Source organism: Streptosporangium nanhuense (genome assembly GCF_059358815.1).
The window spans coordinates 64,721-88,578 of the sequence record NZ_JCADBG010000030.1 but is presented as its reverse complement, the minus strand read 5'-3'; the positions used below and the strand labels follow the sequence as shown (position 1 = coordinate 88,578).

Here is a 23,858-nt window from a genome sequence, read left to right as displayed (position 1 = left end):
CCTTGATGACGGCCACGCCGCCGGCCAGCTTCGCCAGACGCTCCTGGAGCTTCTCGCGGTCGTAGTCGGAGTCGGTGATGAAATGCGGGGCGATGTATCCCTTGTCGAAGCGCATGCCCTCGGTGAGCTCGAGCTCGAGACCGAAGGTGTTGCTCTCCTCGACGGTGATGACGCCTTCCTCGCCGACCTTGTCCATCGCCTCGGCGGTCATCTCGCCGATCTGCGGGTCGCCCGCGGAGATGGAGGCGGTGGAGGCGATCCGCGCCTTCCAGGCCGACCAGTCCAGGCGTGTGGGACAGGCGCTGCGCTCGCGGCCCGCCGACGAGCCGCTCGGCCGGGCCGTCACCGCGGCCGTGATCGAGCTCTACGCCGATCCGGGGCCCGACAAGGCCGGCCTGCGCATGATCATGTCGACGCCCGAGCTGGAGGGCGAGGCGCTGAGGGCGTTCACCGTGGCGGAGGGTCCGCTCGCCGAGGCGATCGCGACGCGCACCGGCGCCGACCCCGGGCGTGACCTGTTCCCCGCCGTCACGGCCGCCGCGGTCGCCGGTGCCATCCGCGTCGCGGGGCGGCACTGGCTGGAGCCCGGCAACACCGAGTCCTTCGCCACCGTGCTGCGCCGCGCCCTGTCCTGCGTCCTGCCTGTCGCGCCGCCCGAAGGCGCGCCCGGTCACTGACCCGCCGGACGCCGGGTCCATCGTCACGGACCGGACGCCGGGTCCATCACCCCGGGCGTCGCGATCGCCGTTGCGGCCTCCGAGGCGACACACTTACCGGTGTGACCCAACCGGAGATGACCGCGGACGATGTCCTGGCGTTCCTGACCCTGACGGACGGCCTGGGCGTCCGCGTGTGGCTGGACGGCGGCTGGGCGGTGGACGCCTGCCTCGGTTCCCAGACGCGGCCGCACGCCGATCTGGACATCGCCGTGCAGGAGCATGACGTGCCCGCGGTCGTCGGCTCTCTCCGCGATCGCGGGTACCGGCCGGTTCCCCGGGACGACACCACCGCGTGGAACTTCGTCGTGGGAGACGACGAGGGACATCAGATCGATTTCCACGTCATCGTCCTGGACGCCGACGGCCACGGTGTCTACGGCCCGCCCGAGAACGGGCATCGTTACCCGGCGCAGGCCCTGGCCGGCGTGGGCCGGGTCGGCGGTCGTGCGGTGTCCTGCGTCGGTCCGGAATGGCTGGTGAGGTTCCACACCGGCTACGCCGTCGACGACGATGACTGGGCCGACGTCTCGGCGCTCTGCGAACGGTTCGACATCCCCGTGCCCGAGGACTACCGGCGGTTCCGGTAGCGGCCCCTCGGCCCGCCTGGCTCACCTTCGCACTCGAAGCCGTACGCCGGTACCGGCCACCGGGGGACGGGCTTCACGTCAAGGCCGGTGCGACCCGGTTGAACAGCCGGCCGGCGAGGTCGACCCCCACGACCGCGCCGTCGGCGTCGCGGGTGAAGAAGCCGCGCTGCCCCTGGAAGGCGCCGCCGGTGATGATGTACTCGTCCCCGTCGCCGGGCAGCAGGCCGAAGTCGAACGGCGCGTGGTCGGCGGGCAGCTCGATGTCCGCCGCGGCCCGGATCTCCGGCTTGATGAGGACCTCCAGCCGCAGCCCCGTCCCCCCGGCGGTGACGGTGAACGTCATGGCGTCGTTCTCGTAGCTTCCGGCGACCTGCCGGGCCCGCGCGTCGTCGTAGGGGAGCGGCTCGGGGTCGCGGTCGGTCACGCCCAGGTAGGTCTGGAGCGCCCAGCGGACGACGGCCTGGTTGAAGGGGATGCCGTCCGGGCCGGCGTTGGACAGTGAGACGACGGCGAAGTCGTGTTCGGGCACGATGAGGAGCTCGGCGAACTGGCCGTTGGCCGACCCGCCGTGCCCGACGGTGTGTACGCCGTCGACCTCGCGCAGGAACCAGGCGATGCCCAGGGCGTCGCCGAGCGAGCTGGCGCGCAACGCGACCGTGGGCTCCCTCATCCGCCGCAGCGACTCGGCGGCCAGGACGAGATCGCCGCTGCCGCCGCTGCCGGCGTGGCCGTCACCGAGGTGGAAGCGGGCCCAGCGCAGCTGGTCGGTCACCGAGGAGGCCAGGCCCCCGCCGGGATTGTCGGCGCGCCAGTGCTTCCAGGGCCGCGCGACCGACAACGTGCCGTCCTCGCCGCGGTCGTGTCCGGCGGCGAATCGCCGGGTCATCACGTCCGCGGGCGCGAAGAAACTGTTCGACAACCCCAGCGGCTCGAGGAGGAGGGAGGTGAGGGCCCGCTCGTAGGGCAGGCCCGTGACCTTCTCGATGATCCGTCCGGCGAGGTTGTAGCCGGCCTGGCTGTAGGAGGCCCGCTCACCGGGGCGTCCGATCATCTCCAGATCGGCCATCCTCGTCACGTAGGCGGCCAGCGCGTCGTCGCCCTCGCCGGTGTCGGCGATGACCCCCCAGTCCAGGCCCGCGGTGTGGTTGAGCAGGTTCAGCACGGTGATGTGCGACGCGGCCGCCTCGTCGGACAGGGTGAGCTCGGGAACGTAGCGGCGCACCGGTGCCTCCAGCTCGACCCGCCCCTGTTCGACCAGGCGCATCAGCGCGGTCGCGGTGTAGGTCTTGGTGACCGAGCCCAGCACGTGCAGCGTGTCGCGGTCGACGGGCAGCGGGTTCTGCACGCTCGTCACCCCGTGACAGGCGTAGATCTCCCGGCCGTTGGCCCACACCCCGACCGAGACACCGGGGATGCCGAACCTCGTGGCGGTCGCCTCGACGAACTCCGGCAGCGTCTCGTGTGACATGTCGTTTCCCTTCCACTTCGCCTCGCGCCCGACGCCGGGGGCTCTGGCCCTCACAGCGACTTGCACTATGTTCAAGTGGAACGATAGGGAAGACTTGAACATAGTGCAAGAACTTCTTGAACTATGTTCAAGACGTTCGGCGCGGTGATGTGAGCTTCAGGGCGCCGCGGGCCGCCCGCTGGGGGACGCCGGCTAACGGGTCACCTTCTGGAGGAAGTCGGTCACGTTGACCGCGGTCCTGTCGATCTTCTCCTCGAGCGTGAGCGACTCGGGCATCCGCCCGCCGGGCCCCGCGTCCTTCTTGCCGCGCAGATAGAGGGAGCAGGCCAGGTCGGTGCAGATGTAGGCGCCCACGGAGTCGCTGTTGCCGCCGGTGCGGCGGGCGGTCATCAGCGACACGCCGTCGCCGGTGTGGGTGGTCAGGCAGAGCGAGCACATGCTGCGCCGCATGTGCCCGGTGCCGGGGGTGGCCCGTCGCAGCGCCACCCCGACCAGCCGGTCGCCGTACTCGGCGACCAGGTAGGTGCGGCCGGGGGACGCGGGGTCCCGCCAGCCCAGGAAGTCGAGGTCCTCCCACGGCAGGGCGTCGAGGTTCCTGGGGACGGCGAGGCGCTTGACCTCGCCCTTGGTGCAGTTGACGAAAGAGGCACGGATCTCGTGCTCGGCGAGCGGTCTCATAGTCGAGAAGCTAGCTTTCATATAACCAGATCGCAAACTATTATGTGTTTACCTAGAGGTCCTAGGAAAAGGAGATGGTTCGTGGCGCGTGCCGGAGTGACCGTCGAGCGGCTGGCCGAGGCGGCGGCGGAGCTGGCCGACGAGGTGGGGCTGGAGAACGTGACCGTCTCGGAGGTCGCGCGCAGGTTCGGCGTGAAGGACGCGAGCCTGTACTCGCACATCAGGAACGCGCGCGAGCTGCGGGTCCGGGTGGCCGTGCTGGCGCTGGCCGAGCTCGCCGACCGGGGTGCGGCGGCGCTGGCCGGCCGCGCGGGCAAGGAGGCGCTGGTCGCCTTCGCCGACGTCTACCGCGACTACGCCAGGGAGCATCCGGGCAGGTACGCGGCGGCGCAGGTCGAGCTCGACCCGGAGACGGCGAGGGCGAGCGCGGCGCGGCGGCACTCGGACATGATGCGGGCCATCCTGCGCGGCTACTCGCTGGGGGAGCCCGACCAGACCGACGCGGTCCGGCTGCTGGGCAGCGCCTTCCACGGGTTCGTGAGCCTGGAGCGGGCGGGCGGCTTCCGTCACCATCCGCGCGGCGCGGACGAGTCCTGGGGCCGGATGCTCGACACGCTCGACGTCGCGCTCCGCAACTGGCCGGCGGACGCGGGCGATGCCGGGACGAGCCGCGCACCGTGAGGGCGATCGGGGCCGTGGCCGGCCGCGACAATACTTAAGTCTTGACTTATATAAGTTGTTGGTGAAATCCTCGGTGCCGTGCGGGACTTCGGGGCCCCCGGTGGTCCGGTGCGACGCCGGACGCCGGAGCCGCTCGCCGGCGGTGAGCGGAGCGCGGGTATCGGGACGCCGCCCGGGTGCGTACACCTCCCCGCGAAGAACTCGGCGAAGAACTCTGCGAAGAACTCAGCGAAGAACGAGGAAGACACGTGATCGACATCGTCAACCAGATCAACGCCACCCACCGGGAGATCGGCGACCTCGCGGTCGCCACCGGCGCGGGGCGGTCACTGCTCCTGCGCCGCGCCTACGACGCCTCGATCGAGGATGTGTGGAGCGCCTGCACCGACCCTGACCGGATCGGCCGGTGGCTGGCCCCGATCGACGGCGACCTGCGGCCCGGCGGCACGTTCCGGCTCAAGGACAACGCCGGCGGGACGATCCTGCGGTGCGAGGAGCCCCACCTGATCAAGGTGACCTGGGTCCTCGGGGAGGGCATGGACACCGAGGTCGAGGTCCGCCTCGCACGCGGCGAGGGCGGCGGAACCGTCCTGGAGCTGGAGCACGCCTCTCCCGCCGAGATCGTCGACGAGCTGGTGCGCACCTACGGGCCCGGCGGCACGATCGGGATCGGCGGCGGCTGGGACCTCACGCTGCTCGGCCTCGACCTGTTCCTGAACGGGACCGCGTTCGACCCCGGGACTTGGGAGGACACGCCCGAGGCGAAGGAGTTCGCCACCCGCAGCTGCCACGCCTGGGGGCCCGCGGTCCAGGCCGCCTGGGGGACCGGTGACGACGACCTCGCCGCGGCCGTCGCGTTCGGGGTGCGGCACTTCGCCCCCGAGGCCGCGGGGGAGGGCGACGGCTGATCGCCCGCCCGGCCCGAACCGGCCCCCGCGGTCGAGGATCAGGTGGTCAGGGCCGCTCGTCCAGCGAGATCGCACCCGTCGGGCAGACACCGGCCGCCTCGCGTACGGCGGCGTGCAGCGGTTCGGCGGGGGCCGGGTCGAGCAGGACGACGATGCCGTCGTCGTCCCCCTGGTCGAACACGTCGGGGACGAGCAGCACGCACTGCCCCGCGCCGCAGCACCTGCCGGTGTCGACGGTGACGTTCATCTGTGATCTCCTCAGTCGTGCAGGGAACCGCCGCCGTCGACGGACCAGGTCTGGCCGTTGATCCATCCGGCGTCGTCGGACAGCAGGAACGCGGCCGCGGCGGCCAGGTCGGAGGGCCTGCCCAGGCGGGTGCTGCGCGTGCCGGCCAGGCCGGCGGCCTTGAACTCCTCGCTCATCTGCGCCAGGCCGGTCTCCGACAGCACCATGCCGGGGGAGACGCCGTTGCAGCGGACGCCCTCCTTGCCCCAGCGGGAGGCGACGTGCCGGGTGAGGGCGTTGACGCCCGCCTTGGACGCGGCGTAGGCGGGACGCAGCGGCTCGCCGACGAAGGCGGCACTGGAGGAGGTGTTGACGATCGCGCCGCCACCGGCGGCCAGCAGCAGCGGGATCGCGGCGCGGCAGCTGTGGGCGTAGCCGATGAGGTTGACCTCGAAGGTACGCCGCCAGACGGCCACGTCCATCTCCGACAGGTCCCCGTCGCGGCCGATCGTGTCCAGGGACAGGTCGGCGCCCACGTTGAACACGCCGTCCACGCCGCCGAACTCGGCGACCGCCCGCTCGAACAGCGCCCTGACCGACGCCTCGTCGGACAGGTCGAACCCGGCGGCGACCGCCGTGCCACCCGCGGCGGCGAGGCGCTCGACGGTGGCCTCGGCGCCGGCGACGTTGACGTCGCCGACCAGGACGCGCGCGCCCTCCTCGGCCAGCCGTTCGGCGGTGGCGGCACCGATGCCGGTGGCGCCCCCGGCCACGACGATCCTCTTGTCCTTCAGTCCGCGCATGGGGGGTCCGTTCTCCGAGGTGGGGGATGTGCGGTGGAGGGGTCCGTTCTCCGAGGTGGGGGATGTGCGGTGACGGGGGCCAGCCAGAGGCCGGTCAGGGCGTCGATGAGCCCGACGGCGACGGCCTCCCAGCTCGCGTGGGGCGTCGACCCGCCCTCGTGCAGGGCGCGCTCGCGCTCGGCCAGGGTGTGCGCGAGGAGCAGGCGGGTCATGTCGCCGCGCTCGACGTGCACCTCCTCCGGCAGGTCGGGCAGGAACCGGAGCATGCCGTCCAGGGTGCGCCGCATCGACGGTGCCGCCACAGACTCCTCGGTGACGATCTGGCGCAGCGCGGGCACGGTGGTGACCTGGGCCAGGCAGCGGGCCCGCCAGCTCGGCACGCCCAGCGTGTCGAGGTGGTCGGTGGCGGGGCGCACCAGGCAGGAGATCCACGCGCGCAGGTCGGCGGAGCCGTTCCTGACGTCGCCGATCGCCTCCAGCATGCGCAGCCGCCGCTCCTCGGTCTCGGTGGTGTAGCGGCGGATGATCGCCCGTACCAGGTCGGCCTTGGTGCCGAAGTGGTAGCCGACGGCGAAGTTGTTCGCCTGCCCGGCGGCCTGGCCGATCTGCCGGTTGGAGACCTCGCTGACGCCGTGCTCGGCGAACAGCCGCTCGGCGACGTCCAGGATGGCCCCGCGCGTCTCCTGCGCCCGCTCCGTCCTGCCGGGCACGGTCGTGCCGGGCACGGTCGTGCCGGGCACGGTCACCATCGGACCGGAACCCTCTCCAGCCCGCCGACCACGAGACCCTCGCGGCGCCTGAGCTCGGCGACCGGGACGGCCAGCTCCAGCGTGGGCAGCCGCTCCAGCAGCACGCCGAGCACGGTCTGCAGCTCGGTGCGGGCCAGCGCCTGCCCCAGGCAGGAGTGCGGGCCGGCGCCGAAGGTCACGTGCGGGTTGGGCGAGCGGTCCAGCCGCATCTCGTCGGCACCCTCGAACTGCCGCTCGTCCCGGTTGGCCGAGGCCATGCTGCAGATGACCGTCGTGCCCGCGGGCAGCTCCTCCTCCGCCACCGTGACCCCCTCGCTGAGGTAGCGCGGCATGCCGAAGCCGGGATTGGCGTCGAACCGCAGCACCTCCTCCACCGCCGAGCGGATCAGCGCGCGGTCGGCCAGCAGCGTCTCCCAGCGGGAACGGTCGGCCAGCAGCATCGACACCATCTTGCCGATCATGTTGGCGGTGGTCTCGTGCCCCGCCACCAGCAGACCCTTGGCCGTCATCACCAGCAACTGCTCGGTCAGCCGCCCGTCCAGCCCCTCGACCAGCGCGGCCAGCTCGCTCAGCAGGTCCTCGCCCGGCTCGGCCCGCTTGGCCTCGACGTGCGCCACCAGGTAGGCGTCGAACTCGCCCTGGGCCGCGTCGATCTCCTCCTGGCCGAACCTGGTCATGCTGAGCATGGTGTCCGACCAGTACGCGAACCTGTCGCGGTCGGAGTCGGGCACCCCGAGCAGGTCGCAGATCGCCCACACCGGCAGCGGGAAGCCGACCGCGCCCACCAGGTCGGCGGGTTCCCCCTGGGCGGTCATCCGCTCGACCAGCTGCTCGGCCATCGCCCGGATCCTGGGCTGCATCGCGATGACGCGCTTGGCGGTGAACGCCTTGCCCACCAGCTGCCGCCACGCCCGGTGCGTGTCGCCCGTCATGCCGCCGCCGCTGTCACCGCTGCGGCCGAACACGCCGCCCGACTCGTTGGCCGTCACCCGCGCCGCGCCCTCGGCGTCGAGCTGGCGGGTGAAACGCGGGTCGGACAGGATCTCCTTGACGTCCCGGTAACGCGTCAGCAGCAGCGCGGTGTCACCGCTGGCCAGCCGGATCGGCGCGACCGGGCAGCCCTCCCGCAGCTCGGCCCACTCCCGCGGCGGCTCCAGCGCGCCGGGGTTACGGAAGGGGTATTCGGGCGCCTCGGCGCCGGGCTCGCTCAAGATCGTTCTCCCCTGAGTGTCGCGGTCAGCGTCATTTAAGTCGCATGACTTATTTAAGTCAAGCGACTCAAGCCGGCCGCCTGCCGGACATCGCCGGTCGGTGCCGGCGCGCCTTGTGGGGGGACCGCGCCCGCAGGCTCACTCCAGCCGGGTGACCAGGCGTTCGGGAGCGACGGCCCGGTAGGCGTCGGTGACGATCTCGGCGATCTCCGCCCAGTCCTGGGGGACGTCGAGGTACACGCCGAGCCAGCCGCGGTGACCGACGTACGGCGGGCGGAAGAAGCGCCCGGGAGACCCGGACGACAGGGCCTCCTGGACACCGGGCGGGGCGGCGCACCAGAAGGCGAGCCGGTCGTCGTGATGGTGGTCGGCGTACATCACGAACATCTTCCTGTCCTGGACGAACCAGGCGGGCTCACCGTGACTGAGCCGTTCGCCGGTCTCGGGAAGCGCGAGGCAGAGCCGGCGCAGTGACTTCAGCGGATCATCGGCCATGACCAGACGGTACTTCGCGATGCGAGAATCGTGGGTCGTGACCGACAACCGTATTCCTCCACCCTTCATCGGCGACGAGCGCGCCATGCTGAACAACTGGCTCGACTGGCACCGCGAGACCTTGGCCGTCAAGTGCGCGGGGCTCTCGGAGGAGCAGCTCCGGGAGCGCTCGGTGCCACCGTCGACCCTGTCGCTCCTCGGCCTGGTCCGTCACATGGCGCACGTGGAGCGCGCCTGGTTCCGCCGCGTGCTGAACGACGAGGACGTCCCCCTCCTCTACAAGACCGACGACCCCGACGCGGAGTTCAACGACGTGGACACCGCATCCGCCCAGGAGGCCTTCGCCACCTGGCAGGCCGAGATCGAGATCGTCCGCAAGCTCTCGGCCGACGTGCCGCTGGACGCCGTCGCGAAGCGGCAGCGCCACGGGCAGGACTGCTCGCACCGCTGGATCCTCGTCCACATGATCGAGGAGTACGCCCGGCACAACGGCCACGCCGACCTGCTGCGCGAGCGGGTCGACGGTTTCACCGGCGAGTAGGCGTCCTTTCCCGGAGGTCGCCCCGGTCCGGAGGCGACGGCGCGCCACCCGGACACCGGCACCCGCCGCCGGCCGGTGCGCGCCGGAACCGTGACGACACGCGAGGAGGAGACAGGCGATGAGATGGTCGAGGCCCTCGATCGGGCGGCACCTTCGGGCCCGGTTCGGTCCCGTGACCCGGCTGCGCCGGCTGGCCAGCAGCCCGCGCTCGCGCGTGTGGCGCGCCGAGCTGGCCGGAACCACCGTGGTGGTCAAGCAGATCGTCGGCGGCACGGACGCCGGCTCGCGCTTCCGGCGTGAGGTGACCGCGCTGCGGCTCGCCGCACGGGCCGATCCGCCGCTGGTACCCGAGGTCCTCGGCACCGATGCCGGCCACCGGATCCTGGTCCTGGAACATCTCGACGCCACGGACCCGGCCGACGACTGGGCGATCGGCTACGCGGCGGCGCTGGCCCGGCTGCACGCGACGACCGATGCCGCCGACGCCGACGCGCTGCCGCGCTGGTCCCCGCCCGGACGGGATGATCTCGACGCGTTCCTCCGCCTGGCCGGTCAGCTCGGTGTCACGGCGGAGCCCGCGGTCCGCGCGGAGTTCGACGGCGTGCTCGACCGGCTCGGCCAGGCACCGGGGAACGCCTTGCTGCACGGTGATCCCTGCCCGGGAAACGACCTGCACACCCGCGACGGGGTTCGTTTCGTCGATTTCGAGCAGGCCGCGCTGGGCAACGGGCTGACCGAGCTGGCCTACCTGCGCGTCGCCTTCCCGACCTGCTGGTGTGTCACCGCCACCCCTTCACCGCTGCTGCGCCGCGCCGAGGAGGCCTACCGCGCGGCCTGGCGTACCGCTACCGGCGCCGAGCCCCGGGGCGACCTCGCCGACGCGTGCGTCGGCTGGCTGCTGCGCGGCGACGCCCTCGTCGAACGGGCCCACCGCGACGGCACCGACCACCTGGCCAGGGTGACACGTCGTGACTGGCGCTGGGGTACGGCCACGGCCCGCGAGCGCCTGCTGCACCGGCTGGGCGTCGTCGGCGAGATCACGGCCGGCGACGCGGGCCTCGCGGGCATCGGCGGCCTTGTCGCGACGACGCGCGGCCGCATGCTCGATCGCTGGCCGTCACTGCGGCCGCTCTCGCCGGATCGCCCCCCGGGCGACCACGGCCGCCGGAGGATCATCGGCGGATGAACAGGATCATTGTCGCGAGGCGACTCCCGCGAACCGCATGACCGCGATGCGGGCACGAATGCCCGCGACCTGCGACCTGCGACCCGCGACCCGTGACCCGTGACCTGCGACCCGCGACTCCGCGACCTCGCGACTCCGTGACCCCGCGACCCGCGATCAGCCGCCGAGGCGCTCGTACACCGCCGTGGCGACGACCAGGTCCTGCCAGGACATGCCGGTGGATTTGAACAGCACCGGCCGGTCGAACTCCACCGACGCCGGGTCGGTCACGATCCGGCGCATCGGGATGAGGCGCGCCGCGTCGGTGTGGCCCTCCCCGATCGCCTGGATGATGTCGCCGGCCTCGCGCAGCGCGGTCGCGACGTCGTCGACGACGACGTGCGCCCGGGCCGTCAGCGCGCCGTCGACCTCGCGGGCACCGGGCTCGTGCGAGCCGACGGCGATGACGACGGCCCGGTCCCGGATCGAGGCCGAGTCGAAGAGCGGTTCGCGGGCGGTCGTGGCGCAGACGACGACGTGCGCCCGGGCGACGGCCCGCGCGGCCCGCGCGCCGCCGGAACCGGCGACCGTGACCGGCAGCGCGCCGTGGACGGGCACGTCGACGCGCCTCGGGTGGCGTACGAGATAGGTCACCTCGGAGAGGTCACGGTGCCCCGACAGGGTGTCGAGGAGGGTGTCGACGTGCCCGCGTCCCTGGGGGCCCGCGCCGAAGACGGCGACGCGCAGCGGGTCGCGTTCGCGGCGCAGCAGCGGCAGCACCGCGGCGACCGACACCGCCGGCGTGCGCAGCGTGGTCAGCGCGACGCCGTCGATCAGGGCGACCGGGGAGAGTCCCTGGGCGTCGAAGAGCAGGTAGAGGCCCTGAATGCGGGGCCGGCCGTGCGCCGGGTTGTCCGGTGCCACGCTCACGACCTTCACCCCCGCGTGAGCGCCGCTCTCGGCGGGCATCAGCAGCAGCTGCCCGCGGGCGACGGGGACGACGGTACGGGCGGGGTCGGCGGCCGGGTCGAGACCGCCCCGCAGCGCGGCGGCGACGGCCTGGACGGCCTGGCGGGGGCCGAGCAGCCGCCGCACGTGGTCACCGTTGATCACCGGAACGTGGTCGGTCATCGCAGGACGAACCCGGGGAAGAGCTCGTCGGCGGGGTCGGCCACGAACAGGTGCTCGCCGGTCCTGTGGGCGCCGCCGGAGACGACGGGGACGACCGCCGCCCGCCCGTCGGCCGTCACGTGCCGCAGGACCCGGGCGTGGAAGCGCGATCCCACGATGGAGTCGTGCACGAGGTGGCGGTCGTCGCGCAGGCGACCGGCGGCGCTCAGCACGGCGACACGGGAGGCCGTGCCCGACCCGCACGGGGACCGGTCGACCTCCCCGTCCGCGAAGATCGTGACGTTGCGCTGGTGCGGGTTGCCCTCGGCGTCCTCACCCAGGTCGTCGTAGAAGATCGTGCCGTAGACGCCGCTGAGCCGGTCGTCGCCGGGGTGCCGGGCGTACTCGCTGTCGTCGAGTGCCCACTTGATCTCGCGGCCGGCGGCGATGAGCCGGTCGAGGTCGCGCGGTTCCACGGCCAGCCCGACCGCCGAGGCCGCCACGTGCGCGTAGATGGCCCCGCCGTAGGCGACGTCCGCCCGGACGTCGCCGCGCGCGGTCGGCACGGCGACGTCCTCGGCGATCACGTAGCTGGGCACGCTGACGAAGTCGACGCCCCTCACCCGGCCACCTGCGGTGCGCACCCGCGCCGTCACCCGGCCGGACGGCACGTCGATCACGACATCCGTGACCCCGGAGGGATCGGCCTCGACCAGGCCCGACTCCACGGCCCACGTTCCGAGCGCGATCGTGCCGTGCCCGCACGCGGTGGAGAACCCGTCCTTGTGCCAGAAAAGGACGCCGAACAGCGCGCCGTCGTCGTCGGGCGGGGTGATGAACCCTCCGTACATGTCGGCGTGCCCGCGCGGCTCGAAGCACAGCATCCGGCGCAGCCCGTCGACGGCCGGGTCGGAGGCGGCGAGGACCCTGCGATCGGCCACCGTCCGGCCGTGGATGGCGACCGGCGGCTCGGCGACGATGCGGAAGGGCTCGCCGCCGGTGTGGTAGTCGACGGTACGGACATCGGACTGCGACATTGCGAGGCCCATCTGCCGGTGATCGGGTCCACCCGGATCGTACTGCCCGACCTCCGTCGTGATCTTCATCTCCTCCCCTGAACCCCGTCGACTGTCATCTTTGGTTGACGGCCAAGCGGCTCATCCACCTCAACTGGACGATCTCCGTCGAGGACGTCGCCGAGGCGGCCCGGACGCGGGCCGGGGGCACCGGGGTCGAGCAGGCCGGGGTGTTGCGGGCGTCGACCTGGGGCGACGAGCCCTGACCGGCGAGCTCTCGACCGACGAGCGGCGTTCCCGCCGTTCGCGGTTCGGTAGGGTACGGCGGACCCCGCCACTTGGCAGATGTGAGGTGACGCCATGCCCGCCCAGCGTGCGGACGCTCGTCGCAACTACGCACGCCTGCTCGCCGTGGCCGAGGAGGCGATCGCCACGCACGGCGCCGACGCGTCCCTGGAGGAGATCGCCCGCGTCGCGGGAGTCGGGTCCGCCACCGTGCGCCGGCACTTTCCCAGCCGCCACGCGCTGCTGGAGGCGGTCTTCCGCGAACGGGTCGAGACCCTGTGCGCCCGCGCCCGCGACCTGACCGGCGGGGCCGACACCCGGGCCGCGCTGCTGGAGTGGCTGGGCGCCGTCACCGCGGACGCCGCGACCATCCGGGGGCTGGCCGTCGCGCTGACCCGCGACCGGGCGGCGGGCCCCGACGTGGTGCACGAGCACTGCTGCTCGGCGCAGCTCACCGAGGCGGGCGACCCGCTGGTGCGCCGCGCCGTGGACGACGGCGCGCTGGCGCCGGGGGTGACCATCACCGACCTGCTCGCCCTGGTCACCGGGATCGCCCTGGCCACGGAGCACCACCCGGACCCCGCCGCCGAGGCGGACCGGCTGCTCGGCCTGACCGTGGCGGGGATCAGCCCTCACCGAGGGTGAGCGGGCGCGCCCACCGGCGTCGAGACGCCCGGCCGACGGCCGTCTACGGCGACCACGGCGACTTCACCGCCACGGCCGGGGATCCACGGCGGCGCGCCCCGGAGGGCGGACGCCCCGACCTCGCCGAGGCGTCGCCGCGCAGGACGGAGCGCGAGATGCGCGCCGACTTCCTGCCTGCCGACCTCCTGTCCGCCGGCCGGTGCCTGGAGTGACGGGTCGTCATGAACCACTCTTGATCACGACTTTTCCCGCTATGGATCCGGTGTGGAGGTTAATGCGGGAAAGACAAGGGCATCAGGGGCGTACGGCATGAGTTTCCGATAAATCCATATATGCCGGTTATATGACCACATCGTCATCGACAGTCGCGCCGTCACCGTGGCACGCGCCCCCACCGAGTCAGGAGTGAACCGGCCGCGCGACCTCACGACGAGACGTCCTTCCGGAAGACGAAGCCGCCGAGTTTCTCCCCGAATCCTTCATCTGAGTTTTTCTTCGCCATGGGAGATCGTGATGCAGCTTCCCGCGCCCCGAGGTCCCCTCACCGCCACGCTCTTCGAGCGCCTGAGGCGACCCCCGCACACCTTCGACCCGCCACAGGTACCGGCCGGGGAACCGGTCGTCGAGGACGAAGATCTCCAGCTGGCGCTCTTCGCCTGCTACGAACTGCACTACCAGGGCTTCGAGGAGGTACGGCAGGAGTGGGAGTGGGAGCCGTCGCTGCTGGCGGCCAGGAAGGCGCTGGAGCGGCGCTGGGAGGACGGCCTCGCACGGGTCGTGCCGCGCCCGCCACTAGCTCCGGAGATGCCCATGCGCCACGCCCTGGCCGAACTGATCGCCGCCGACGAGGGGCCCCGCCTGTCGGCGTTCCTGGCCAGGCGGGCCGACCTCGGGCAGTTCCGCGAGTTCGTCACGCACCGGTCGATCTACCACCTCAAGGAGGCCGACCCGCACACCTGGGCGATTCCCCGGCTGAGTGGCGCCCCCAAGGCGGCGCTGGTGGAGATCCAGGCCGACGAGTACGGCGGCGGGCGCGTCGAGCGGATGCATTCCGAGCTGTTCCGGGCCACCATGCGCGGTCTGGACCTGGACGACTCCTACGGCGCCTATCTCGACCGGGTCCCGGCGGTCACGCTGGCGGTCTCCAACGCCATGTCGCTGTTCGGGCTGCACCGGCGCCACGTCGGGTCGCTGCTGGGCCACCTGGCGGCGTTCGAGATGACCTCCTCGGCGCCCAACCACCTCTACTCCCTGGGCCTGCGCAGGCTGGGCGGGGACGATACGGCGAGGCGTTTCTTCGACGAGCACGTGCAGGCCGACGCCGTACACGAGCAGATCGCCGCGCACGACATGTGCGGCGGCTTCGCGACGCAGTACCCCTCGCGGGCCGGTGAGGTCCTGTACGGCGCGGCCTGCGCCCTGACCCTGGACCGGCTCTTCGCCGAGCACGTCATGGACCGCTGGGGCCGTGGCGCGTCCTCGCTGCGCGAGGTGGACGCGATGGCGGGGAGCAGGTGACAGAGCCGGACCCTGACCCGGACCCTGACCCGGACGTCGGCCTCGACTTCGCCGGCGGCAAGGTCACCGGGCCGGGCCGGGGAGCGGGCCGTCCGCGGCCGGACGGCCCCGGCGACCCGGCTCCGCGGGGCGGGATCTTCCGCGCCGGCCGCCGGACACAGGTCGCCGCGCACCCGTCCCGCCCGCTCAGGGCCCGCTCTCAGGCCGCCGCGCCGGGCTCGTCCGAGGCCGCGCGGAGATCGGGTTCGCCCGCGACCGGCAAGGTCGCGTCGGGCTCGCTCACGGCTGTCCGGAGGTCGAAGGCGTTCACGACCCGCGGAGCCGTATCGGTTTCGTTCACGACCCGTGGAGCCGTGTCGGCTTCGTTCACGACCTGCGGAGCCGCGTCGGGCTCGCTCGCGGCCCGGAAACCGGACCGCTTGTGCGAGCCGTCGCAGAACGGCTTGGACGAGGATCGGCCGCAGCGGCACAGCGCCACCGTCGCCCGGCCGGGCTCGATGACGGCGCCCTCCTGAGTGAGCAGCGTGTACGGCCCTCGGATCAGCAGTGGCCCGTTCTCGCAGAAGGTCACTGTGACCGAATCATCCATTTTTGGAGGCATATACACCTTTATGCCCGGCGTGCCCCCGGAGTAACGCCGATCGCCTTCCCCTCGGAGCTCCTTCGGGGCTCGGGCCTCGGGGCCCTCCGGCGCCTCAGGAGAGCTTTTCCTTGAGTTTGCCCAGCGGGCCGGTCTCGGTGCCGAGGGCGGGCTTGGCCGGCTCGCCCTGGGAGCCGTCGTAGGTGGCGTACAGCAGGGGGTCGGGGGGCGGCGCGCTGGCCGGGCCGCCGAGCGGCTGGGGGTCGAGGAGGTAGGAGAACTCGTGGCGGCCGTCCGGCTGGATGCCGGAGGCCCAGCCGCCCAGCGTTCCCTCGGTTCCCTCCGACAGGTCCCAGATCGCCGAGGCGTGCTCGGCGTACTCCTCGTCGAACAGGTCGTTGGGGACGATGACCTCCTCCAGGCCGTCGGTCTGGAGCTCCTCGATGGCCTTCAGCCACATGTTCTGGTGCAGGGTGTCGCGGGCCAGGTTGAACTTGAGCATGTCACGCACGCCCGGGTCGTCGGTCATGTGGTAGAGCCGGGCGGTCTGCAGGCGGCCCTGGGCCTCGGCGGCGACGTTGGCGCGGAAGTCGGCGAGCAGGTTGCCGCTCGCCACGATGTAGCGGCCGTTCCACGGATAGCCGTTGCTGTCGGCGGGCAGGGGGCCGCATCCCGCGACGATGACCTGCTGGGGGTCCATGCCGCCCAGCACGGCCCCGACCACGGGGTCGGCGGCGGCCATCTTCGAGGTCGCGGTGGCGGGCGCGCCCTCCAGGAGCCGGGCGATCATGGTGGCGATCATCTCGACGTGGCCGATCTCCTCGGTCGCGACGTCCATGATCAGGTCCTTGTACTTCCCGGGCATCCGGCAGTTCCAGCCCTGGAACAGGTACTGCATGGTGACGGTCATCTCGCCGTAGGCGCCGCCGATCAGCTCCTGGAGCTTGTGGGCGTAGGCCGGGTCGGGCTTTTCCGGCTTGGCCTCGAACTGCAGATGCTTGGTGTGCAAGAACATCGACCGCTCCTCGTGTCGGGCTCCGTGTCAGAGCCGCACGGAGACGCGCGTCGCCCGTCGACGAGAGAGCGCGACCCCGCTGGTGGATCTGGTGGGGGTCATCTGTGAATCCCACCAGACCCGTCGGCGAGGTCGCAGCAACGACACACCAGTCTTTATCGCCCACCTCCTAAAATCCCGGCCACAAACACACGGTCCTCGTCCGGTACGCCCGGAGCCTGGGCGACAGCGGAACGGTGACGACGCGCGGTGCGCACGCGAGGGCACGAACAGTTCCGTATCTCTCGGATGCGACACCAGCAGGATAGATGGTGTCGTGATTGCCAGCCGATCTGGCTTTCTGTGCCCGCATGCGCGAAGGTATCGTGGTGGTCCGTGACGACGTTTCCGATCGGTGAGGCCGCCGCGCCGGCGGGTGAACGCCGGGCGGTGTCGCCGATGAGCCGCCGGGCCACGGGCGGGCCGGGCGCGGTGGCGAGGACGGTCGCCGTGATCGGTTCCACCGGCGTCGTCGTGGAGATCGCCGACCTCGCTCGCGTGGCGAGCCAGTAAGGAGTCCTCGTTGTTCAGGCGCGTTTCCCGGTGGGCCGTCACGGTCCCCCTCGCCCTCGCCCTGGCCACCGGCCTGTCGGGCTGCGGCTCCAGCGCCCCGGCCACCCCCGCCTCCCCGGCGGAGCCGGGCGGGGCCACGACGCTGACGGTGTTCGCCGCCGCGTCGCTGACCGGCACGTTCACCGAGCTGGGCAAGACCTTCGAGGCCGCGCACCCGGGCACCACGGTGCGCTTCAACTTCGGCTCCAGCGCCACCCTGGCCCAGCAGATCGTCGCCGGCGCCCCGGCCGACGTCTTCGCCGCCGCCAGCCCGGCCACGATGAAGACCGTCACCGACGCCTCCCTGGCCGCCTCGCCGGCCACGTTCGTGCGCAACGGCCTGCAGATCGCCGTCCCGGCCGACAACCCGGCCAGGGTCGACGCCCTGGCGGACCTGACCGACCCGAAGGTCAAGGTCGCCCTGTGCGCCGAGCAGGTGCCCTGCGGCGCCGCCGCCGTCAAGGCCCTGGACGCCGCCGGGCTCAAGGTCACCCCCGTCACCCTGGAGCAGGACGTCAAGGCCACCCTCACCAAGGTCGAACTCGGCGAGGTCGACGCGGCCCTGGTCTACAGGACCGACGTCCTCGCCTCCGGCGGCAAGGTCGGCGGCATCGACTTCCCCGAGGCGGAAAAAGCGATCAACGACTATCCGATAGCCTCGCTGTCCAAGGCGCCCGCCCCCGAGGCGGCCAGGCGGTTCGTCGACCTGGTGCTGTCGCGGCAGGGCAGGGAGGTGCTCACCAAGGCCGGTTTCCTGGCTCCCTGAGACGCGATGACGGCATCCCTCCCGCCGGAGGGGGTGGCGAGCGAGCGGCGCGCGGAGGGCACGAGTACGGCGCGCGGGTGGCGCGGGGGCGACACGCGGAAGGCATGAGTGCGGCGCGCGGGCGGCGCGGGGACGACACGAGCATGGCGAGCGGGTGGCGCGGGGGCGACGCGCGGAAGGCATGAGCATGGCGAGCGGGTGGCGCGGAGGCGACGCGCGGAAGGCGCGGGCGCGAGCAGTGGCCTTTGTCGCCGCCCGGCAAACGGACTACCCTCGCCCGTGTCCAGTCCGAACGGGCCTTCGAGTCCAGGAGCCGCCGCGCGAGAATGACCACACCCGCCGCATGCCACGCCACCCCGACGGGCGCGTTTGTGCGAGCCACACAACTCCGGCCGCGAAACACGCTTAGTCCCCACCATTCCGGGATCCGGGGGCAGCCGAGAGTATGTACCCCGGTTGCGGCGGGGACGACCGCCGTCTTCACCGTCTTCGAAAGGCCCGCTCAGTGTTCAGTCGTGTCGCCATCGTCAACCGTGGTGAAGCCGCCATGCGGCTCATCCACGCCGTTCAGGACCTAGCAGCGGAGACGGGCACACAGATCGAGACCGTCGCCCTGTACACCGACTCCGACCGGACGGCCACGTTCGTCCGCGAGGCCGACATCGCCTACGACCTGGGGCTCGCCGCGAACCGGCCGTACCTGGACCACGCGGTCCTGCGGAAGGCCCTGGTCGAGACCGGTGCGGACGCGGCCTGGGTCGGCTGGGGCTTCGTGGCCGAGGACCCGGCGTTCGCCGACCTGTGCGCCGAGATCGGCGTGACGTTCGTCGGGCCGGGCGCCGAGGCGATGCGCAGGCTGGGCGACAAGATCGGCTCGAAGCTGATCGCCGAGGAGGTCGGCGTGCCCGTCGCGCCCTGGAGCCGGGGCCCGGTGGAGACGCTGGAGGAGGCGAAGGAGGCGGCGGAGCGGATCGGCTACCCGCTGATGCTGAAGGCGACCGCGGGCGGCGGCGGCCGAGGCATCCGGATGGTCGCCGACGCCGACGAGCTGTCCCGGGCCTACGAGCTGACGCGCCAGGAGGCCGCGCGCGCGTTCGGCAGCGGCGTCGTGTTCCTGGAGCGCCTGGTGACGGGCGCCCGGCACGTCGAGGTGCAGGTCATCGCGGACGGGCAGGGCACCGCGTGGGCGCTGGGCGTGCGCGACTGCTCCGTGCAGCGGCGCAACCAGAAGATCATCGAGGAGTCCGCCTCCCCGGTCCTCGACGCCGGGCAGGTCGCCGAGCTGAAGGCGGCGGCCGAGCGGCTCGTGCTCGCGGTCGACTACAAGGGCGCGGGCACCGTCGAGTTCCTCTACCACCCCGGTGAGCGGCTGTTCGCGTTCCTGGAGGTCAACACGCGCCTGCAGGTCGAGCACCCGATCACCGAGATCACCACCGGCGTCGACCTGGTGAAGGCCCAGCTGCACGTCGCGGCGGGCGGCAGGCTCGAAGGCGACGCGCCGGCGGAGTGGGGGCACGCCGTCGAGGCGCGCCTCAACGCCGAGGACCCCGACCGCGACTTCGCCCCCTCGCCCGGCCGGATCGCGCGGCTGGCGCTGCCCAGCGGCCCCGGCATCCGGGTGGACACCGGGTTCAGCGAGGGCGACACGATCCCCGCCGACTTCGACTCGATGATCGCCAAGATCATCGCGCACGGCCGCGACCGTACGGAGGCGCTGGCCCGCCTGCGCCGCGCGATGTCGCAGACGACCGTCATCATCGAGGGCGGCGTGACCAACAAGGGCTTCGTCCGCACGCTGCTCGACGAGCCCGCGGTGATCGACGGGTCCGCCGACACCGGCTGGATCGACCGCGTGCGCGCCCAGGGCGCCCTCGTCTCGCACCGGCACTCCGCGATCGCGCTGATCGCCGCCGCCGTCGAGGCCTACGAGGACGAGGAGGCCGTGACGCGGCAGCGCTTCCTGACCACCGCGCACGGCGGACGTCCCCAGTCGCAGCACGAGAGCGGACGCGCGCTGGAGCTCAAGCTCCGCGACGTCGGCTACCGCGTCCGGGTCGCCCGCACCGGCGGCCACCGGTTCCGCGTCGGCATCTCGGCGGGCGGCCCCGAGCACGCGGCCGACGTCGACATCGAGCGCTTCGACGAGCACAGCGGCCAGATCACCGTCAACGGTGTCCGCTTCAAGGTCGTCATGAGCACCCACGGCCCGATCCACCTGGTCGAGGTCGACGGCGTCACCCACCGGATCAGCCGCGACGAGGGCGGCATCGTGCGCTCGCCCGTGCCCGCGCTCGTGGTGGCCACGCCGCTGCAGGCGGGCGACGAGGTCGAGGCCGGGGCCCCGCTGCTCGTGGTCGAGAGCATGAAGATGGAGACCGTGCTGCGCGCGCCGTTCCGCGGCCGGGTGCGGGAGCTCGCGGTGTCGGTCGGCAGCCAGGTGGAGGCGGGCGCCCGCCTGCTGCGCCTGGAGCCGCTGGGCGACGGGGCGGCCGGTCCCGTGGCCGAGGTGCGTGAGGTCGAGCTGGACCTGCCCGCCGAGCCGGTGGGCGTGCCCGCGGCCGAGCGGGTCGCGCGCGGGCTGCAGGACCTGCGCAGCCTCCTGCTGGGCTTCGACATCGACTCGCGGGACGAGAAGCGCCTGCTCGACGGCTACCTGGCCGCGCGCGCCGAGCTCGCCGACAGGGGCGAGCACGAGCCGGCCGGCGAGGTCGAGCTGCTGCGCCTGTTCGCCGACCTGAGCGAGCTGAGCCGCAACCGGCCCGCCGGGGAGGAGTCGAAGCCCGACTCCTCGGTGCACAGCCCCCGCGAGTACTTCCACACCTACCTTCAGTATCTCGACCCCGACCGGGCCGGGCTGTCGGAGAGCTTCCGGCAGCGGCTCACGCACGTGCTGTCCCGCTACGGCGTCGAGGGCCTGGAGCGTACGCCGGAGCTGGAGGACGCGGTCTTCCGGATCTTCCTGGCCCAGCGGCGCGCGTCCACCGACGTCGCCGTGGTGACGACCCTGCTGAGCCGGTGGACGAAGGAGCCGCCGCCCGCCCAGGCGGACCGCGTCACCGTCGGCCTGGCGCTGGAACACCTGGTCGCCGCCACCCAGGTCCGGTTCCCCGCCGTCGCGGACCTGGCGCGCGGCGTCGTGTTCGCCTGGTTCGCCCAGCCGCTGCTGCGTCGCACCCGCGCCAAGGTCTACACGGCCGTACGCAAGCACCTGCGTCACCTCGACCGGCACCCGGACGCGCCCGACCGCGCCGAGCGGATCTCCGCCATGGTCGCCAGCGCCGAGCCGCTGGTCCGGCTGATCGGCCAGCGGATCGGCCGCGAGGGCACCGACCCGGTGCCGCTGCTCGAGGTGCTGAGCCGCCGCTACTACGGCAACCGCGCGCTCAGCGGCATCCGGGTGAGCAAGGTGGCGGGCTGCACGTTCGTCGTCGCCGACCACCGCACCGCGACCGGCGACGGCCGCGTCCTGGCCACCGCGGTCGACTTCCTGGCGCTGGCCGACGCGGTCAAGGCGGTCGGCGAGTTCGCCGGTGACGGCGAGCTGGTGGCGGACATCTACCTGACCTGGTCGGACGGGCCGAGCGACCCCGACGAGATGGCCGCGCGCCTGCGCGAGGTCATGGTCGCGCAGCAGCCGTCGCACCTGGTCGGCCGCATCGTCATGACCGTCGCGGGTGACAGCGGCGCCGTGATGCACCACCACTTCACCTTCCGGCCGTCCGCGGAGGGCTTCGTGGAGGAGCGCCTGCTGCGCGGCCTGCACCCGCGCATCGCCGAGCGCATGCAGCTGGAGCGGCTGCGCGACTTCGACCTCACCCGGCTGCCCGCGCCCGACGAGGAGGTCTACCTCTTCCGGGCCACGGCACGGCAGAACCCGTCCGACGAGCGCCTCGTCGCCCTGGGGCAGGTCCGCGACCTGACCCCGCTGCGCGACGACGAGGGCAGGCTCGTCGCGCTGCCCGCGGCCGAGGACGTCCTGGCCACGTGCCTCGACGCGATCCGCCGGGCCAAGAAACCCGGCGCGAAGGCGTCCGCCACGAACCGGATCGTCATCTACGTGTGGCCGCCGAACGACCTCTCGCCGGACGACCTGAACACCGTGGCGAGGCGCGTGCTGCCGACGACGGCGGGCGCGGGCCTGGAGGAGGTGCTGTTCCTCGGCAGGCGCCGCGACGGCGCGACCGGCGAGCTCGTCGACATCGCCGTCCGGATCGGCTACGACGTGGGCTCCGGCGTGCAGCTGTCCGTCGTGCCGCCGCCGACCGAGCCCATCGAGCCGCTGGACGACTACCGCCAGGAGGTGCTGCGCGCCCACAGCCGGGGCACCCACCACCCCTACGAGCTGACCGGCATGCTCGCCGGGCCGTTCGGCTCGTTCACCGAGTACGACCTGGACGAGCGCTCGGAGCTGGTGCCGGTGAACCGGCCCAAGGGGCGCAACACCGCCGCGCTCGTCGCGGGTGTCGTCAGCACGCCCACGCCGCGCCACCCGGAGGGCATGACCCGCGTCGTGCTGCTGGGCGACCCGACCAAGGCGCTCGGCGCGCTGTCTGAGCCCGAGTGCGCGCGGGTGATCGCCGCGCTCGACCTGGCCGAGCGGATGCGGGTGCCGCTGGAGTGGTTCGCGCTGTCCGCGGGCGCCCGGATCTCGATGTCGTCCGGCACCGAGAACATGGACTGGGTGGCGGCCGCGCTGAAGCGGATCGTGAACTTCACCCAGGACGGCGGCGAGATCAACATCGTGGTCGCGGGCATCAACGTCGGCGCCCAGCCGTACTGGAACGCCGAGGCCACGATGCTCATGCACACCAAGGGCATCCTGGTGATGACACCCGACTCCGCGATGGTGCTGACGGGCAAGCAGTCGCTCGACTTCTCCGGCGGGGTGTCGGCCGAGGACAACCACGGCATCGGCGGGTACGACCGGATCATGGGACCGAACGGCCAGGCACAGTACTGGGCGCCGGACATCCGCGGCGCGCGCGAGGTCCTGATGTCGCACTACGACCACAGCTACGTCGCGCCGGGGGAGAGCGGGCCGCGCAGGACGGTCACCGGCGACCCGGTGGACCGCGACGTGTCGACGTTCCCGCACGCGGCGCCCGACAGCGACTTCACGACGGTGGGCCAGATCTTCTCGGCCGAGTCCAACCCGGACCGCAAGAAGCCGTTCGACATCCGCACCGTCATGCGCGCGCTGTCCGACCAGGACCACCCGGTGCTGGAGCGGTGGGCGGGCATGGCCGACGCCGACACCGCCGCGGTCCAGGACGTCCACCTCGGTGGCCGGCCGGTGTGCCTGCTGGGCATCGAGTCCCGGTCCGTGCCGCGTCGCGGGTTCCCGCCCACCGACGGCCCGGACACCTACACCGCGGGCACCCTGTTCCCGCGCTCGTCCAAGAAGGCCGCCCGGGCCATCAACGCCGCCAGCGGCAACCGCCCGCTGGTCGTGCTGGCCAACCTGTCGGGGTTCGACGGGTCGCCGGAGTCGATGCGCAAGCTGCAGCTGGAGTACGGGGCGGAGATCGGCCGCGCGGTGGTGAACTTCAAGGGCCCCATCGTGTTCTGCGTGATCTCGCGGTACCACGGCGGCGCGTTCGTGGTGTTCTCCAAGGCGCTCAACCCGAACATGACCGTGCTCGCGGTCGAGGGCTCTTTCGCCTCGGTGCTCGGCGGCGCCCCGGCCGCCGCGGTGGTCTTCGCGCGCGACGTCGACAAGCGGACCGGCAACGACCCCCGCGTGCTCGCGCTCGCCGCCCGCGTCGCGGAGGCCCCGGCCGCCACGCGGGCCGCGCTCGCCACCGAGCTGGCCGAGCTGCGCTCGTCCGTACGGGCCGAGAAGCTCACCGAGGTCGCCACCGAGTTCGACCGCGTGCACAGCATCCAGCGGGCGGTCGAGGTCGGCTCGGTGGACATGATCATCAGCTGCGCCGAGCTGCGGCCGAGGATCATCGAGGCGGTCGAGAAGGGCCTCGCCCGGCAGGTCTGACCCGGTCCCGAGGCCGTTTTCAGGCGGGGGATCCCGGGGCGGCGCGTGTCGTGCCGCCCCAGGATCGCAGGGGGTACGAAGTGAATGCCGGGCCATGGACCTGACGTGATCC

24 protein-coding genes and 1 pseudogene are annotated in these 23,858 nt (G+C 72.5%); 13 read left to right on the top strand and 12 right to left on the bottom strand.

The genetic code is table 11. From position 1 onward, the window contains the following. Nucleotides 1-268 (bottom strand): annotated as a pseudogene (groEL, locus tag AC5L38_RS38850) (chaperonin GroEL); the annotation flags it as partial. Between groEL and AC5L38_RS38845 the strand changes: the two are divergent. Together AC5L38_RS38845 and AC5L38_RS38840 are read left to right on the top strand one after the other, a co-directional pair. Next, nucleotides 189-677, top strand: a complete 489-nt coding sequence (locus AC5L38_RS38845) for an acyl-CoA-like ligand-binding transcription factor (protein ID WP_495247813.1) — start codon at nt 189-191, stop codon at nt 675-677. The pseudogene groEL and the gene AC5L38_RS38845 overlap by 80 nt on opposite strands. Before the next feature lie 101 nt (nt 678-778). Then, on the top strand, nt 779-1,306 hold the full coding sequence (locus AC5L38_RS38840) for a nucleotidyltransferase domain-containing protein (protein ID WP_495247812.1): 528 nt from the start codon (nt 779-781) through the stop codon (nt 1,304-1,306). A 73-nt stretch (nt 1,307-1,379) separates the two neighbouring features. Here AC5L38_RS38840 and AC5L38_RS38835 read toward each other — a convergent pair whose 3' ends face one another. Both AC5L38_RS38835 and AC5L38_RS38830 read right to left on the bottom strand, forming a co-directional pair. Continuing rightward, nucleotides 1,380-2,774 (bottom strand): serine hydrolase domain-containing protein, encoded by a 1,395-nt coding sequence (locus AC5L38_RS38835; protein ID WP_495247811.1) that lies wholly within the window; start codon nt 2,772-2,774, stop codon nt 1,380-1,382. A 192-nt stretch (nt 2,775-2,966) separates the two neighbouring features. Next, nucleotides 2,967-3,452: an FBP domain-containing protein gene (locus tag AC5L38_RS38830; RefSeq protein WP_495247810.1), complete on the bottom strand. Its 486-nt coding sequence runs from the start codon at nt 3,450-3,452 to the stop codon at nt 2,967-2,969. An 81-nt stretch (nt 3,453-3,533) separates the two neighbouring features. On the opposite strand from AC5L38_RS38830, the gene AC5L38_RS38825 reads away from it, so the two are divergent. Continuing rightward, entirely contained in the window at nt 3,534-4,133 is a 600-nt protein-coding gene (locus AC5L38_RS38825) for a TetR-like C-terminal domain-containing protein (protein WP_495247809.1), read from the top strand. A gap of 248 nt (nt 4,134-4,381) precedes the next feature. Next, nucleotides 4,382-5,041, top strand: coding sequence for an SRPBCC domain-containing protein (locus AC5L38_RS38820; protein WP_495247808.1), 660 nt, complete (start codon nt 4,382-4,384; stop codon nt 5,039-5,041). A gap of 46 nt (nt 5,042-5,087) precedes the next feature. Here the strand turns inward: AC5L38_RS38820 and AC5L38_RS38815 are convergent, their stop codons facing one another. From AC5L38_RS38815 to AC5L38_RS38795, 5 genes are all read right to left on the bottom strand, one after another. Next, entirely contained in the window at nt 5,088-5,288 is a 201-nt protein-coding gene (locus AC5L38_RS38815) for a ferredoxin (protein ID WP_389910719.1), read from the bottom strand. 11 nt (nt 5,289-5,299) lie between these two features. Further along, nucleotides 5,300-6,070 (bottom strand): SDR family NAD(P)-dependent oxidoreductase, encoded by a 771-nt coding sequence (locus AC5L38_RS38810; RefSeq protein WP_495247807.1) that lies wholly within the window; start codon nt 6,068-6,070, stop codon nt 5,300-5,302. Further along, nucleotides 6,058-6,819 (bottom strand): TetR/AcrR family transcriptional regulator, encoded by a 762-nt coding sequence (locus AC5L38_RS38805; protein ID WP_495247806.1) that lies wholly within the window; start codon nt 6,817-6,819, stop codon nt 6,058-6,060. The genes AC5L38_RS38810 and AC5L38_RS38805 overlap by 13 nt, the downstream gene beginning before the upstream one ends. Beyond that, on the bottom strand, nt 6,813-8,030 hold the full coding sequence (locus AC5L38_RS38800; RefSeq protein ID WP_495247805.1) for a cytochrome P450: 1,218 nt from the start codon (nt 8,028-8,030) through the stop codon (nt 6,813-6,815). Before AC5L38_RS38800 ends, AC5L38_RS38805 begins: the two co-directional genes overlap by 7 nt. Nucleotides 8,031-8,168: 138 nt before the next feature. After that, a complete protein-coding gene (locus AC5L38_RS38795; protein ID WP_495247804.1) occupies nt 8,169-8,525 on the bottom strand; it encodes an MmcQ/YjbR family DNA-binding protein in 357 nt (118 codons plus the stop codon). Nucleotides 8,526-8,562: 37 nt separating this feature from the next. On the opposite strand from AC5L38_RS38795, the gene AC5L38_RS38790 reads away from it, so the two are divergent. Together AC5L38_RS38790 and AC5L38_RS38785 are read left to right on the top strand one after the other, a co-directional pair. Next, on the top strand, nt 8,563-9,066 hold the full coding sequence (locus AC5L38_RS38790; protein ID WP_495247803.1) for a DinB family protein: 504 nt from the start codon (nt 8,563-8,565) through the stop codon (nt 9,064-9,066). 118 nt (nt 9,067-9,184) lie between these two features. Then, complete coding sequence (locus tag AC5L38_RS38785; protein ID WP_495247802.1) at nt 9,185-10,252, top strand: hypothetical protein; 1,068 nt, start codon at nt 9,185-9,187, stop codon at nt 10,250-10,252. A gap of 156 nt (nt 10,253-10,408) precedes the next feature. Here the strand turns inward: AC5L38_RS38785 and AC5L38_RS38780 are convergent, their stop codons facing one another. Together AC5L38_RS38780 and AC5L38_RS38775 are read right to left on the bottom strand one after the other, a co-directional pair. Next, nucleotides 10,409-11,362, bottom strand: a complete 954-nt coding sequence (locus AC5L38_RS38780) for an ornithine cyclodeaminase family protein (RefSeq protein ID WP_495247801.1) — start codon at nt 11,360-11,362, stop codon at nt 10,409-10,411. Beyond that, nucleotides 11,359-12,447 (bottom strand): proline racemase family protein, encoded by a 1,089-nt coding sequence (locus AC5L38_RS38775; RefSeq protein ID WP_495247800.1) that lies wholly within the window; start codon nt 12,445-12,447, stop codon nt 11,359-11,361. The genes AC5L38_RS38780 and AC5L38_RS38775 overlap by 4 nt, the downstream gene beginning before the upstream one ends. A 35-nt stretch (nt 12,448-12,482) precedes the next feature. On the opposite strand from AC5L38_RS38775, the gene AC5L38_RS38770 reads away from it, so the two are divergent. The 4 genes from AC5L38_RS38770 (at nt 12,483) to AC5L38_RS38755 (ending at nt 14,805) form a co-directional block, all read left to right on the top strand. Further along, a complete protein-coding gene (locus AC5L38_RS38770) occupies nt 12,483-12,623 on the top strand; it encodes a hypothetical protein (protein WP_495247799.1) in 141 nt (46 codons plus the stop codon). 94 nt (nt 12,624-12,717) lie between these two features. Further along, complete coding sequence (locus AC5L38_RS38765; RefSeq protein ID WP_495247798.1) at nt 12,718-13,287, top strand: TetR/AcrR family transcriptional regulator; 570 nt, start codon at nt 12,718-12,720, stop codon at nt 13,285-13,287. Further along, entirely contained in the window at nt 13,284-13,499 is a 216-nt protein-coding gene (locus AC5L38_RS38760) for a hypothetical protein (RefSeq protein ID WP_495247797.1), read from the top strand. Before AC5L38_RS38765 ends, AC5L38_RS38760 begins: the two co-directional genes overlap by 4 nt. A gap of 301 nt (nt 13,500-13,800) precedes the next feature. After that, nucleotides 13,801-14,805, top strand: a complete 1,005-nt coding sequence (locus tag AC5L38_RS38755; protein ID WP_495247796.1) for an iron-containing redox enzyme family protein — start codon at nt 13,801-13,803, stop codon at nt 14,803-14,805. A gap of 199 nt (nt 14,806-15,004) precedes the next feature. Here AC5L38_RS38755 and AC5L38_RS38750 read toward each other — a convergent pair whose 3' ends face one another. Then, nucleotides 15,005-15,394, bottom strand: a complete 390-nt coding sequence (locus AC5L38_RS38750) for a CDGSH iron-sulfur domain-containing protein (RefSeq protein ID WP_495247795.1) — start codon at nt 15,392-15,394, stop codon at nt 15,005-15,007. 106 nt (nt 15,395-15,500) lie between these two features. Then, on the bottom strand, nt 15,501-16,400 hold the full coding sequence (locus AC5L38_RS38745; protein WP_495247794.1) for a manganese catalase: 900 nt from the start codon (nt 16,398-16,400) through the stop codon (nt 15,501-15,503). 375 nt (nt 16,401-16,775) lie between these two features. On the opposite strand from AC5L38_RS38745, the gene AC5L38_RS38740 reads away from it, so the two are divergent. The 3 genes from AC5L38_RS38740 (at nt 16,776) to AC5L38_RS38730 (ending at nt 23,746) form a co-directional block, all read left to right on the top strand. Beyond that, complete coding sequence (locus AC5L38_RS38740; protein WP_495247793.1) at nt 16,776-16,952, top strand: hypothetical protein; 177 nt, start codon at nt 16,776-16,778, stop codon at nt 16,950-16,952. Nucleotides 16,953-16,962: 10 nt separating this feature from the next. Continuing rightward, nucleotides 16,963-17,757: a molybdate ABC transporter substrate-binding protein gene (modA, locus tag AC5L38_RS38735; RefSeq protein ID WP_495247792.1), complete on the top strand. Its 795-nt coding sequence runs from the start codon at nt 16,963-16,965 to the stop codon at nt 17,755-17,757. A 505-nt stretch (nt 17,758-18,262) separates the two neighbouring features. Further along, on the top strand, nt 18,263-23,746 hold the full coding sequence (locus tag AC5L38_RS38730) for an ATP-binding protein (protein ID WP_495247791.1): 5,484 nt from the start codon (nt 18,263-18,265) through the stop codon (nt 23,744-23,746). The last annotated feature ends 112 nt before the right edge of the window (nt 23,747-23,858 follow it).

Bases quoted from the DNA above. Each gene is read 5' to 3' on its own strand.
- AC5L38_RS38835 (WP_495247811.1), bottom strand. From the start codon at position 2,774: ATGTCACACGAGACGCTGCCGGAGTTCGTCGAGGCGACCGCCACGAGG.
- AC5L38_RS38830 (WP_495247810.1), bottom strand. From the start codon at position 3,452: ATGAGACCGCTCGCCGAGCACGAGATCCGTGCCTCTTTCGTCAACTGC.
- AC5L38_RS38815 (WP_389910719.1), bottom strand. From the start codon at position 5,288: ATGAACGTCACCGTCGACACCGGCAGGTGCTGCGGCGCGGGGCAGTGC.
- AC5L38_RS38810 (WP_495247807.1), bottom strand. From the start codon at position 6,070: ATGCGCGGACTGAAGGACAAGAGGATCGTCGTGGCCGGGGGCGCCACC.
- AC5L38_RS38805 (WP_495247806.1), bottom strand. From the start codon at position 6,819: ATGGTGACCGTGCCCGGCACGACCGTGCCCGGCACGACCGTGCCCGGC.
- AC5L38_RS38795 (WP_495247804.1), bottom strand. From the start codon at position 8,525: ATGGCCGATGATCCGCTGAAGTCACTGCGCCGGCTCTGCCTCGCGCTT.
- AC5L38_RS38785 (WP_495247802.1), top strand. From the start codon at position 9,185: ATGAGATGGTCGAGGCCCTCGATCGGGCGGCACCTTCGGGCCCGGTTC.
- AC5L38_RS38780 (WP_495247801.1), bottom strand. From the start codon at position 11,362: ATGACCGACCACGTTCCGGTGATCAACGGTGACCACGTGCGGCGGCTG.
- AC5L38_RS38775 (WP_495247800.1), bottom strand. From the start codon at position 12,447: ATGAAGATCACGACGGAGGTCGGGCAGTACGATCCGGGTGGACCCGAT.
- AC5L38_RS38765 (WP_495247798.1), top strand. From the start codon at position 12,718: ATGCCCGCCCAGCGTGCGGACGCTCGTCGCAACTACGCACGCCTGCTC.
- AC5L38_RS38755 (WP_495247796.1), top strand. From the start codon at position 13,801: ATGCAGCTTCCCGCGCCCCGAGGTCCCCTCACCGCCACGCTCTTCGAG.
- AC5L38_RS38750 (WP_495247795.1), bottom strand. From the start codon at position 15,394: ATGGATGATTCGGTCACAGTGACCTTCTGCGAGAACGGGCCACTGCTG.
- AC5L38_RS38745 (WP_495247794.1), bottom strand. From the start codon at position 16,400: ATGTTCTTGCACACCAAGCATCTGCAGTTCGAGGCCAAGCCGGAAAAG.